Origin of the sequence: Stenotrophomonas sp. Sm10, assembly GCF_030985515.1 — a bacterium.
GTDB classification, from domain to species: Bacteria; Pseudomonadota; Gammaproteobacteria; order Xanthomonadales; family Xanthomonadaceae; genus Stenotrophomonas; species Stenotrophomonas hibiscicola.
In genome coordinates this window covers 1-12,918 of sequence record NZ_JAPTFO010000093.1, presented here as the reverse complement: position 1 = coordinate 12,918, position 12,918 = coordinate 1, and the positions used below count along the sequence as shown (strand labels likewise).

Genomic DNA, 12,918 nt, shown 5'->3' with positions numbered 1-12,918 from the left:
ACGAAGGCCTGCGCTTCGCCATCCGCGAAGGCGGCCGCACCGTCGGCGCCGGCGTGGTCTCGAAGATCATCGAGTAAGCCTGCAGTACCGGTGGTTGCATAGCGCCGCCGGTTACGCGAATGGCGGGCCGGGAACCTCGGTCCGCCTTCGCCGTCTAAGGGAAGGCAAGTTTCAACACGTACGCCAGTAGCTCAATTGGCAGAGCAGCGGTCTCCAAAACCGCAGGTTGGGGGTTCGAGTCCCTCCTGGCGTGCCATCTGCCCACCTTATCCAGCGGCCTGGGCCGCTAAAGCAGACACAGCCGGATGAATAGCAAGATCGAACACTCCAAGGACAACTCCGCCAATGGCGGGGATATCGTCAAGTACGTCGCCGCATCGCTGCTGGTGCTGGCCGGTCTGTTCGTCTGGTTCTGGTTCTCCGCCGATTCCGGTCGCGCCACCCAGCTGGGTGCGTGGGCGGGTCAGCTGCGTGCGTTGGCGGTTGTGGTCGGTCTGGTTGGCGGTATCGGCGTGTTCATGCTGACCGGCAAGGGGCGCGACACCCGCGAATTCCTCTCCGAGTCGCGCTTCGAACTGCGCAAGGTGGTCTGGCCGACGCGCCAGGAAGCCATCCGCATGACCTGGGTCGTGATGGTGGTGGTGACCATTCTCAGTCTGTTGCTGGGTGGGTTCGATTACGTCATTCAGTGGCTGGTTCAGTTGTTCCTGAGCCGCTAAGGAGAATTGCATGAAGCGTTGGTACGTCGTTCACGCCTATTCGGGCTTCGAGAAGTCGGTGGCGCAGGCCCTGCGCGATCGCATCGTCCGTGACGGCATGGAAGAGCGCTTCGGCGATGTCCTGGTCCCGACCGAAGAAGTGGTCGAGATGCGCGCTGGCCAGAAGCGCCGCTCCGAGCGCAAGTTCTTCCCGGGTTATGTGCTGGTCCAGATCGAGACCCACGAAGAAGCCGGCATTCCGCGCATCGACAACGAAAGCTGGCATCTGGTCAAGGAAACCCCGCGCGTCATGGGCTTCATCGGCGGCACCGCCGACCGTCCGCTGCCGATCGCCGATTCCGAGGCCGAGGCCATCCTGAACCGCGTTCAGGAAGGTGTCGAGAAGCCGCGTCCGAAGGTGCTGTTCGAGCCGGGCCAGATGGTCCGCGTCACCGATGGCCCGTTCAACGATTTCAATGGCGTCGTCGAAGAAGTCAACTACGAGAAGAGCCGTCTGCGCGTTTCCGTGCTGATCTTCGGTCGCGCTACTCCGGTCGAACTCGAGTTCGGCCAGGTCGAAAAAGCCGTCTGATACAGCTGCAGAGTCGAGCCATGCTCGGCTCCTGAACAGAAACCGGGCTTGGCCCGGTTTCTCTCGTTTATGTGCCACTTCAGGCATGTGAAGAAAAAACCTGATATAGTGCGCGGCTCCCCGCTGGGAAGCCAGCAGGATGAGGCCGCCGCAAGGCGGCCTTCAGCATGATTTCAAAACGCGATGCCGGGACGCGTGATTCCCGGTCCGATGGGGAGCCTGTTGTCGAAAGGCGCTAGCACCCGGAGAGTACTCACATGGCAAAGAAAGTTGTCGGTTACATCAAGCTGCAGGTGAAGGCCGGTCAGGCCAACCCCTCGCCGCCGGTCGGCCCTGCGCTGGGTCAGCGCGGTCTGAACATCATGGAATTCTGCAAGGCGTTCAACGCTGCCACGCAGAAGCTCGAGCCGGGCCTGCCGGTTCCGGTGATCATCACGGCCTACTCGGACCGTACGTTCACCTTCATCACCAAGAGCACCCCGGCCACCACCCTGCTGAAGAAGGCTGCTGGCATCTCGTCGGGCTCCAAGCGCCCGAACACCGAGAAGGTCGGCAAGGTCACCCGTAAGCAGCTGGAAGAGATCGCCAAGGCGAAGGAACCGGATCTGACTGCCGCCGATCTGGACGCCGCCGTGCGTACCATCGCTGGCTCTGCCCGTTCCATGGGCCTCGTGGTGGAGGGTTAATAAGATGGCACAGACCAAGCGTGAGAAGGCCATCAAGGCCGCCGTCGTTCCGGGCAAGGCATACGCCTTCGAGGACGCGATCAACATCCTGAAGACCGCCACCAAGGCCAAGTTCGTCGAGTCGATCGACGTCGCTGTGCGCCTGGGCGTCGATGCGAAGAAGTCCGACCAGCAGGTCCGTGGCTCCACCGTGCTGCCGGCCGGTACCGGCAAGTCGGTCCGCGTCGCCGTGTTCGCTCCGGCCGGTGCCAAGGCTGACGAAGCCCTGGCCGCTGGCGCCGAAGCCGTCGGCATGGATGATCTGGCCGAGAAGATGCAGGCCGGCGATCTGAACTACGACGTCGTCATCGCGACCCCGGACGCCATGCGCGTCGTCGGCAAGCTGGGCACCGTGCTGGGCCCGCGTGGCCTGATGCCGAACCCGAAGGTCGGCACCGTTTCCCCGAACCCGGGTGAAGCCGTGAAGAACGCCAAGTCGGGCCAGGTCCGTTACCGTACCGACAAGGCCGGCATCATCCACTGCACCATCGGCAAGGCCGACTTCGCCGAAGACGCGCTGAAGTCGAACCTGACCGCGCTGCTGCTGGACCTGATCAAGGCCAAGCCGGCCACCTCCAAGGGCACCTACCTGCAGAAGGTTTCGGTCAGCTCGACGATGGGCCCGGGCGTCACCGTCGACCAGTCGTCGCTGACCCTGAAGTAAGTGTTTCAAGCGGTCACGGTACCTTCGGTGCCGTGACCGTGACATTTGAAGGCATCGCTGGCAGTGCATCGCCCGCGGTAGCCGTCAAAGACCGCAGGCGCGGTCGTGGCAATACCGGCGACGGGCAGGGAAGCTCGACCTGGCAAGGAGTCGCCGCCGGAGCAGTCATGAACGCTTAATCGATTCCCCGGAATCACCCTGCGTAGATGGTGCCCTTCTGGAGTTTTTCTGGTTCACGCACGTCTGGGTTTCCCCAGGTTGGCCCACTCCAGGTCTAGAACGGCCCACCCCCGGAACATCATCCCGATGTTCCCGGCGTCCAGGACGGATGCCGCACAGGACCGCACACGGCAGGAGCCGTAAGCGGAGTTCAATAGGAGGAGTGCAATGGCTCTCAATCTGTCCCAGAAGCAAGAAGTAGTCGCCGAGCTGGCAGACGTCGCCGCCAAGGCCCACTCCTTGATCGCAGCCGAATACGCTGGCACCACGGTCGCCCAGATGACCGCGATGCGCAAGCAGGCTCGTGAAACCGGTGTTTTCTTGAAGGTTGTCAAGAACACCCTGGCTTCGCGCGCCGTTGAAGGCACCGAGTTCGCAGTCGCCCAGGACCAGATGGTTGGTCCGCTGCTGTACGCGTTCTCGCTCGAGGAGCCCGGCGCTGCCGGTCGCCTGATCAAGGAAGCCGCCAAGGGCAACGACAAGCTGAAGGCTAAGGTCGTCGCCATCGGTGGCGAAGTGTTCCCGGCAAGCCACGTCGAAGTGCTGGCCTCGCTGCCGACCCGCGACCAGGCCCTGGCCATGCTGGCCCGCGTCCTGACCGAGCCGGTCACGATGTTTGCCCGCGCCATCAAGGCCGTTGGCGAGAAGCAGGGTGGTGGCGACGTCGCTGCCGACGCTGCCGAGCCGGCCGCCGAGACCGCCTGAGTTTCGACTTATCGTGGTTCCTGACGGAACCTCAACCCAGAAAATCATCCAAAGGTATTAATCATGTCCCTTACCAACGAACAGATCGTCGACGCCATCGCCGAGAAGTCCCTGATGGAAGTGATGGAGCTGGTCAAGGCCATCGAAGAGAAGTTCGGCGTCTCCGCCGCTGCTCCGGTTGCCGTGGCTGCCGCCGCTGGCCCGGCCGCTGCTGTTGAAGAGCAGACCGAGTTCACCGTCACCCTGAAGTCGGCCGGCGACAAGAAGGTCGAAGTCATCAAGGCCGTCCGCGCCATCACCGGCCTGGGCCTGAAGGAAGCGAAGGACCTGGCCGAAGCCGGTGGCGTCCTGAAGGAAGGCGCTTCGAAGGAAGACGCCGAGAAGATGAAGAAGGACCTGGAAGCTGCTGGCGCGACTGTCGAAGTCAAGTAAGCAGTTACCTTGCATCGTCATCGATTCGCGGCGATGCAGCCAAGGCTGGGGGCGTAAGCCCCCGGCCTTTGGTCGTTGTTGCGGTGGTGTAGAGTCGACTGTTAGTCGACTGCTGTGAAGGAAGTCGACTAACAGTCGACTCTACCTTTTCAAATGCAGGAAAAAAGCCCAACACGGGCTGCAGTCAAACCCCGGCAGGCCAGCGCATGGCGCGGCAGCGGGGGAGTGGAAGCAGACGAGTTGGCAGTTGGAAGTAGCGGGAGAAGGCGTGCTGGTGCCGGCAATACCAGCGACTTCCAACTGACAATTTCAAGTTCCCTTCGGATCGTGGGCGCACGATCCGCACAACAAGGTGGAAGACCTCATGACGTCCTATTCGTTCACCGAAAAAAAGCGTATCCGCAAGGATTTCGGCAAGCAGCGCTCGATTCTCGAAGTGCCGTTCCTGCTCGCCATCCAGGTGGATTCCTATCGTGAATTCCTGCAGGAGAACGTCGATCCGGCCAAGCGCACGGACCACGGCCTGCACGCTGCGCTGAAGTCGGTCTTCCCGATCGCCAGCTACAGCGGCAACGCTGCCCTGGAATACGTCGGCTACAAGCTTGGCGAACCGGTCTTTGACGAGCGTGAGTGCCGCCAGCGTGGCATGAGCTACGGCGCCCCGCTGCGCGTGACCGTGCGCCTGGTGATCTACGACCGTGAGTCGTCGACCAAGGCCATCAAGTACGTGAAGGAGCAGGAGGTCTATCTGGGCGAAATCCCGCTGATGACCGAGAACGGCACCTTCATCGTCAACGGTACCGAGCGCGTCATCGTCTCGCAGCTGCACCGCTCGCCGGGCGTGTTCTTCGACCACGACCGCGGCAAGACCCACAGCTCGGGCAAGCTGCTGTACAGCGCCCGCATCATTCCTTACCGCGGTTCCTGGCTGGACTTCGAGTTCGACCCGAAGGATGCGCTGTTCACCCGTATCGACCGCCGCCGCAAGCTGCCGGTGTCGATCCTGCTGCGCGCGCTTGGTTACAGCAACGAAGAGATGCTGGCCGAGTTCTTCGAGATCAACACCTTCCACATCAACCCGGATGAAGGCGTCCAGCTGGAGCTGGTGCCCGAGCGCCTGCGTGGCGAAACCCTGGGCTTCGACCTCGCCGACGGCGACAAGGTCATCGTGGAAGCCGGCAAGCGCATCACCGCGCGCCACATCAAGCAGCTGGAAGCCTCGGGCATCGCCGCCCTGGCCGTGCCGGACGACTACATCGTCGGCCGCATCCTGTCGCACGACGTGGTCGATGCCTCGACCGGCGAACTGCTGGCCCAGGCAAACGACGAGATCACCGACGAACAGCTGCAGGCCTTCCGCAAGGCCGGCGTGGACGCGGTCGGCACCCTGTGGGTGAACGACCTGGACCGTGGTCCGTACCTGTCCAACACCCTGCGCATCGACCCGACCAAGACCCAGCTGGAAGCGCTGGTCGAGATCTACCGCATGATGCGTCCGGGCGAGCCGCCGACCAAGGATGCCGCGCAGAACCTGTTCCACAACCTGTTCTTCACCTTCGAGCGCTACGACCTGTCCGCGGTCGGCCGCATGAAGTTCAACCGTCGCGTGGGCCGCAAGGAAACCACCGGCGAAGCCGTGCTGTACGACAGCAAGTACTTCGGTGAGCGCAACGACGAAGAGTCCAAGCGCCTGGTCGCCGCCCACGGCGACAGCTCCGACATCCTCGACGTGATCAAGGTCCTGACCGAGATCCGCAACGGTCGCGGCGTGGTCGACGACATCGATCACCTGGGCAACCGTCGCGTGCGCTCGGTCGGTGAAATGGCCGAGAACGTGTTCCGCGTGGGCCTGGTCCGCGTCGAGCGCGCGGTCAAGGAGCGCCTGTCGATGGCCGAGTCGGAAGGCCTGACCCCTCAGGAGCTGATCAACGCCAAGCCGGTCGCCGCTGCCATCAAGGAGTTCTTCGGCTCCTCGCAGCTGTCGCAGTTCATGGATCAGAACAACCCGCTGTCGGAAGTGACGCACAAGCGTCGCGTCTCGGCCCTGGGCCCGGGCGGCCTGACCCGCGAGCGCGCCGGCTTCGAAGTGCGCGACGTGCACCCGACCCATTACGGTCGCGTCTGCACCATCGAAACCCCGGAAGGCCCGAACATCGGCCTGATCAACTCGCTGGCCGTGTACGCCCGCACCAACCAGTACGGTTTCCTCGAGACCCCGTACCGAAAGGTCGTGGACGGCAAGGTCTATGACGAAGTCGAGTTCCTGTCGGCGATCGAAGAAAACGAGTACGTCATTGCGCAGGCCAACGCGCTGACCGACGCCAAGGGCACCCTGACCGAGCAGTTCGTGCCGTGCCGCTTCCAGGGCGAATCGCTGCTGAAGCCGCCGGCGGAAGTGCACTTCATGGACGTCTCGCCGATGCAGACCGTGTCGATCGCGGCCGCGCTGGTTCCGTTCCTGGAGCACGATGACGCCAACCGCGCACTGATGGGCGCCAACATGCAGCGTCAGGCCGTGCCGACCCTGCGTGCGCAGAAGCCGCTGGTGGGTACCGGCATCGAGCGCGCCGTGGCGCGTGACTCCGGCGTGACCGTGAACGCCCGCCGTGGTGGCGAGATCGTGCAGATCGACGCAGCCCGCATCGTGGTCAAGGTCAACGAGGAAGAGATCGTTGGCGCCACCGACGCGGGCGTGGACATCTACAACCTGGTCAAGTACACCCGTTCGAACCAGAACACCTGCATCAACCAGCGTCCGCTGGTCCAGGTGGGTGACGTCATCGCCCGCGGTGACGTGCTGGCCGACGGTCCGTCCACCGACATCGGCGAACTGGCCCTGGGCCAGAACATGCTGATCGCGTTCATGCCGTGGAACGGCTACAACTTCGAAGACTCCATCCTGCTCTCCGAGCGCGTGGTGGAAGAAGATCGTTACACCACGATCCACATCGAAGAGCTGACCTGCGTCGCGCGTGACACCAAGCTGGGGCCGGAGGAAATCTCCGCCGACATCCCGAACGTCTCCGAGCAGGCGCTGAACCGCCTGGACGAGAGCGGCGTGGTGTACATCGGTGCGGAAGTCCGTGCCGGCGACATCCTGGTCGGCAAGGTCACCCCGAAGGGCGAAAGCCAGCTGACTCCGGAAGAGAAGCTGCTGCGCGCGATCTTCGGCGAGAAGGCTTCGGACGTGAAGGACAGCTCGCTGCGCGTTCCGCCGGGCATGGACGGCACCGTCATCGACGTGCAGGTCTTCACCCGCGACGGCATCGAGAAGGACAAGCGCGCCCGCCAGATCGAAGAGTCTGAAATCAAGCGCGTCAAGAAGGACTTCGACGACCAGTTCCGCATCCTGGAGGCCGCCATCTACATGCGTCTGCGTTCGCAGATCGTGGGCAAGGTGGTCAACGGTGGCGCTGGCCTGAAGAAGGGTGACGTGATCACCGACGCCTTCCTGGACGGCCTGAAGAAGGCTGACTGGTTCGCCCTGCGCATGAAGGACGAAGACGCTTCGGAAGCCATCGAGCGCGCACAGAAGCAGATCCAGGCGCACGAGAAGGAATTCGAGCGTCGCTTCGCCGACAAGCGCGGCAAGATCACCGCCGGTGACGACCTCGCCCCGGGCGTGCTGAAGATGGTCAAGGTGTTCCTGGCCGTGAAGCGCCGCATCCAGCCGGGCGACAAGATGGCCGGCCGCCACGGCAACAAGGGTGTGGTCTCCAACGTGGTGCCGGTCGAGGACATGCCGTACATGGCCTCGGGCGAAACCGTGGATATCGTGCTGAACCCGCTGGGCGTGCCGTCGCGCATGAACATCGGCCAGATCCTGGAAGTGCACCTGGGTTGGGCCGCCAAGGGCCTGGGTCGCAAGATCCAGGCGATGCTGGAAGCCCAGGCGGCGGTGGCCGACCTGCGCAAGTTCCTGGACGACATCTACAACCACGACGATACCAACGTGGCCAACCGTGTCGACCTGTCGCAGTTCAGCGACGAGGAACTGCTGCGCCTGGCCCGCAACCTGACCGACGGCGTGCCGATGGCCACCCCGGTGTTCGACGGCGCCACCGAAGCGGAAATCAAGCGCATGCTGGAACTGGCCGACCTGCCGAGCAGTGGCCAGACCCAGCTGTACGACGGCCGCACCGGTGAAGCATTCGATCGCCACACCACGGTTGGTTACATGCACTACCTGAAGCTGAACCACCTGGTCGACGACAAGATGCACGCCCGTTCGACCGGCCCGTACTCGCTCGTCACCCAGCAGCCGCTGGGCGGCAAGGCGCAGTTCGGCGGCCAGCGCTTCGGTGAAATGGAAGTCTGGGCGCTGGAAGCCTACGGCGCGGCCTACACCCTGCAGGAAATGCTGACGGTGAAGTCCGACGACGTGCAGGGCCGCAACCAGATGTACAAGAACATCGTCGACGGTGAGCACGAGATGGTCGCGGGCATGCCGGAATCCTTCAACGTGCTCGTGAAGGAAATCCGCTCGCTGGCCATCAACATGGAACTGGAAGACAACTGATCCATGCCGGCGCGGCGGCCTCCACCGCCGCGCCGCTGGCAGTGAACTGAAAGCCCATCGACACAGCATTCCTCCTTCTGGAGAACACCATGAAAGACCTGCTCAACCTCTTCAACCAGCAGCGCCAGACGCTGGACTTCGACGCGATCAAGATCGCGCTGGCCTCGCCGGACCTGATCCGTTCGTGGTCCTTCGGCGAAGTGAAGAAGCCGGAAACCATCAACTACCGCACCTTCAAGCCGGAACGCGACGGCCTGTTCTGCGCCGCCATCTTCGGACCGGTGAAGGACTACGAGTGCCTGTGCGGCAAGTACAAGCGCATGAAGCACCGCGGCGTGGTCTGCGAAAAGTGCGGCACCGAAGTGACCCTGGCCAAGGTGCGCCGCGAGCGCATGGGCCATATCGACCTGGCCTCGCCGGTCGCGCACATCTGGTTCCTGAAGTCGCTGCCGTCGCGCATCGGCCTGATGCTGGACATGACCCTGCGCGACATCGAGCGCGTGCTGTATTTCGAAGCCTACGTGGTGACCGAGCCGGGCCTGACCGCCCTGGAACGCCGCCAGCTGCTGACCGAGGAACAGTACCTGCAGGCCCGCCAGGAGCACGGTGACGACTTCGACGCCGCGATGGGCGCCGAGGCCGTGTACGAACTGCTGCGCACGATCGACCTGCAGTCGGAAATGACCCGCCTGCGCGAGGAAATCGCCGCTACCGGTTCGGAAACCAAGCTCAAGCGCCTCACCAAGCGCATCAAGCTGATCGAAGCCTTCCTGGAATCGGGCAACCGTCCGGAATGGATGGTCATGACCGTGCTGCCGGTGCTGCCGCCGGACCTGCGTCCGCTGGTCCCGCTGGATGGCGGCCGCTTCGCGACCTCCGACCTGAACGACCTGTACCGCCGCGTCATCAACCGCAACAACCGCCTGCGCCGCCTGCTCGAACTGAGCGCGCCGGACATCATCGTGCGCAATGAAAAGCGCATGCTGCAGGAGTCGGTCGATGCGCTGCTGGACAACGGCCGTCGTGGCCGTGCCATCACCGGCACCAACAAGCGCCCGCTGAAGTCGCTGGCCGACATGATCAAGGGCAAGCAGGGTCGCTTCCGCCAGAACCTGCTCGGCAAGCGCGTCGACTACTCGGGCCGTTCGGTCATTGTGGTCGGCCCGTACCTGCGCCTGCACCAGTGCGGCCTGCCGAAGAAGATGGCGCTCGAGCTGTTCAAGCCGTTCGTCTTCGCCAAGCTGCAGCGTCGTGGCCTGGCCACCACCATCAAGGCCGCCAAGAAGCTGGTCGAGCGCGAAGAAGCCGAAGTCTGGGACATCCTGGAAGAGGTCATCCGCGAGCATCCGGTGATGCTGAACCGTGCGCCGACCCTGCACCGTCTGGGTATCCAGGCGTTCGAGCCGGTGCTGATCGAAGGCAAGGCCATCCAGCTGCACCCGCTGGTCTGCACCGCGTTCAACGCCGACTTCGACGGTGACCAGATGGCCGTCCACGTGCCGCTCTCGCTGGAAGCCCAGCTGGAAGCGCGTGCGCTGATGATGTCGACCAACAACATCCTGTCGCCGGCCAACGGCGAGCCGATCATCGTGCCGTCGCAGGACGTCGTGCTGGGTCTGTACTACATGACCCGCTCGCTGGAGAACAAGAAGGGCGAGGGCATGGCCTTCGCCAACATCGCCGAAGTCAAGCGCGCCTACGACAACCGCGTGGTGGAACTGCACGCCAAGGTCAAGGTCCGCATCACCGAGGTGGTGACCGACGAAGATGGCAACAAGCAGAACAAGACCTCGATCGTGGACACCACGATCGGTCGCGCCCTGCTGGCTGAAATCCTGCCGGAAGGCCTGCCGTTCGCACTGGCCAATGTCGAACTGACCAAGAAGAACATCAGCCGCCTGATCAACTCCAGCTACCGCCAGCTGGGCCTGAAGGACACGGTCGTGTTCGCTGACAAGCTGATGTACACCGGCTTCGCCTACGCGACCCGTGCCGGCGTCTCGATCGGCATCGACGACATGCTGATCCCGGACGAGAAGAAGGGCATCCTCACCGAGGCCGAAGCCGAAGTGCTGGAAATCCAGGAGCAGTACCAGTCGGGCCTGGTCACCGCCGGCGAGCGCTACAACAAGGTGGTCGACATCTGGTCGCGCACCAACGAGCGCATCGCCAAGGCGATGATGGACACCATCGGTACCGAGAAGGTGGTCAATGCCAAGGGTGAGACCATCGACCAGAAGTCGATGAACTCGCTGTACATCATGGCCGACTCCGGTGCGCGTGGTTCGCAGGCGCAGATCCGTCAGCTGGCCGGCATGCGCGGCCTGATGGCCCGCCCGGACGGCTCGATCATCGAGACGCCCATCAAGGCGAACTTCCGCGAAGGCCTGAACGTGCAGGAGTACTTCAACTCCACCCACGGTGCCCGTAAGGGTCTGGCCGATACCGCGCTGAAGACCGCGAACTCGGGTTACCTGACCCGTCGTCTGGTCGACGTCGCGCAGGACGTGGTGATCACCGAGGTGGATTGCGGTACCACCGAAGGCCTGATCATGACCCCGATCGTGGAAGGCGGCGACGTGGTCGAGCCGCTGAAGGACCGCGTGCTGGGTCGCGTGGTGGCCGAGGACGTGTTCCTGCCGGGCAACGATGAAGATCCGATCGTCACCCGCAACACCCTGCTGGACGAAGCCTGGGTGGCCAAGCTGGAAGATGCCGGCGTGCAGACCATCAAGGTCCGCTCGACCATCTCCTGCGAATCGGCCTTCGGTGTCTGCTCGCGCTGCTACGGCCGCGATCTGGCCCGCGGCCACCTGGTCAACATCGGTGAAGCGGTCGGCGTCATCGCCGCCCAGTCCATCGGTGAGCCGGGTACCCAGCTGACCATGCGTACGTTCCACATCGGCGGTGCGGCGTCGCGAGCTGCTGCGGTCGACAACATCACCGTCAAGACCACCGGCTCGGTCAAGTTCAGCAACCTCAAGTCGGTCGAGCACGCCAACGGCTCGCTGGTGGCGGTGTCGCGCTCGGGCGAAATCTCGGTGCTCGATGCCCACGGTCGTGAGCGTGAGCGTTACAAGCTGCCGTACGGTGCGACCATCACGTCCAAGGACGGTGATGCGATCAAGGCTGGCCAGACCGTGGCCAACTGGGATCCGCATAACCACCCGATCGTGTCGGAAGTGGCCGGCTTCATCCGCTTCATCGACTTCGTCGACGGCATCACCGTCATCGAGAAGACCGACGAGCTGACCGGCCTTGCCTCGCGCGAAATCACCGATCCGAAGCGTCGTGGTACCCAGGCCAAGGACCTGCGCCCGATCGTGCGCATCGTCGACGCCAAGGGCAATGACCTGTCGATCCCGGGCACCGATCTGCCGGCGCAGTACCTGCTGCCGCCGCGCTCGATCGTCAACCTGCAGGACGGCGCTGCCGTCGGCGTGGGTGACGTGGTCGCCAAGATTCCGCAGGAAGCGTCGAAGACCCGCGACATCACCGGTGGTCTGCCGCGCGTGGCCGATCTGTTCGAAGCCCGCAAGCCGAAGGATCCGGCGGTGCTGGCCGAGCGTTCGGGCATCATCAGCTTCGGCAAGGACACCAAGGGCAAGCAGCGCCTGATCATCAAGGACACCGATGGTTCGGAGCACGAAGAGCTGATCCCGAAGTACCGCCAGGTCATCGTGTTCGAAGGCGAGCATGTCACCAAGGGTGAAACCATCGTGGACGGCGAGCCGAGCCCGCAGGACATCCTGCGCCTGCTGGGTGTCGAACCGCTGGCTGCCTACCTGGTGAAGGAAATCCAGGACGTGTATCGCCTGCAGGGCGTGAAGATCAACGACAAGCACATCGAGGTGATCACCCGCCAGATGCTGCGCAAGGTCGAGATCACCGACCAGGGCAGCAGCAAGTTCCTGAACGGCGAACAGGTGGAGCGCCAGCGCGTTATCGAGGAGAATGCGCGCCTCGCGGCCCGCAACGAGCTGCCGGCTCGTTTCGATCCGGTGCTGCTGGGTATCACCAAGGCCTCGCTGGCGACCGAATCGTTCATCTCGGCCGCGTCGTTCCAGGAAACCACCCGTGTGTTGACCGAAGCGGCCGTCCGCGGCACCTCGGACAACCTGCGCGGCCTGAAGGAAAACGTCATCGTGGGTCGCCTGATTCCGGCCGGTACCGGCCTGGCGTACCACAGCAACCGCCGCCGCGGCGCCTCCGGCCTTACCGAGTCGGAAATGCAGACCCTGGCCGGCACTCCGGCTGCGGTCGAGGCAGCGGTGGTTGAAGCCGAAGCTGAACAGGCCTCGGGCGAAGAATGATGCATCCGGTCCGGCCGCAAGGCCGGACCACCCGGGCGGTAGAGTCGACGG

At 63.7% G+C, this 12,918-nt stretch carries 8 protein-coding genes, 1 tRNA gene and 1 pseudogene; all 10 read left to right on the top strand.

The features are described 5' to 3' along the window. A pseudogene (locus tag O0J15_RS18475) lies at positions 1-77 on the top strand (elongation factor Tu); the annotation flags it as partial. Positions 78-180: 103 nt separating this feature from the next. Next, positions 181-256 (top strand) — tRNA-Trp (locus O0J15_RS18470). Positions 257-305: 49 nt separating this feature from the next. Beyond that, positions 306-719 (top strand): preprotein translocase subunit SecE, encoded by a 414-nt coding sequence (secE, locus tag O0J15_RS18465; RefSeq protein WP_005408202.1) that lies wholly within the window; start codon positions 306-308, stop codon positions 717-719. Positions 720-729: 10 nt separating this feature from the next. After that, positions 730-1,290 carry a transcription termination/antitermination protein NusG gene (gene nusG, locus O0J15_RS18460; protein ID WP_004154362.1) on the top strand — a complete coding sequence of 187 codons (561 nt, stop codon included), beginning with the start codon at positions 730-732 and terminating at the stop codon, positions 1,288-1,290. 257 nt (positions 1,291-1,547) lie between these two features. Beyond that, on the top strand, positions 1,548-1,976 hold the full coding sequence (gene rplK / locus O0J15_RS18455) for a 50S ribosomal protein L11 (RefSeq protein WP_004145248.1): 429 nt from the start codon (positions 1,548-1,550) through the stop codon (positions 1,974-1,976). 4 nt (positions 1,977-1,980) lie between these two features. After that, positions 1,981-2,679, top strand: a complete 699-nt coding sequence (gene rplA, locus O0J15_RS18450; protein ID WP_014646045.1) for a 50S ribosomal protein L1 — start codon at positions 1,981-1,983, stop codon at positions 2,677-2,679. A gap of 387 nt (positions 2,680-3,066) precedes the next feature. Next, positions 3,067-3,603 carry a 50S ribosomal protein L10 gene (rplJ, locus tag O0J15_RS18445; RefSeq protein ID WP_010480377.1) on the top strand — a complete coding sequence of 179 codons (537 nt, stop codon included), beginning with the start codon at positions 3,067-3,069 and terminating at the stop codon, positions 3,601-3,603. Positions 3,604-3,666: 63 nt separating this feature from the next. Next, a complete protein-coding gene (rplL, locus tag O0J15_RS18440; protein WP_005408204.1) occupies positions 3,667-4,035 on the top strand; it encodes a 50S ribosomal protein L7/L12 in 369 nt (122 codons plus the stop codon). A gap of 364 nt (positions 4,036-4,399) precedes the next feature. Further along, positions 4,400-8,554, top strand: a complete 4,155-nt coding sequence (gene rpoB / locus O0J15_RS18435; RefSeq protein ID WP_019662235.1) for a DNA-directed RNA polymerase subunit beta — start codon at positions 4,400-4,402, stop codon at positions 8,552-8,554. Positions 8,555-8,643: 89 nt separating this feature from the next. Continuing rightward, entirely contained in the window at positions 8,644-12,867 is a 4,224-nt protein-coding gene (rpoC, locus tag O0J15_RS18430) for a DNA-directed RNA polymerase subunit beta' (RefSeq protein ID WP_019662236.1), read from the top strand. Positions 12,868-12,918 lie beyond the last annotated feature (51 nt).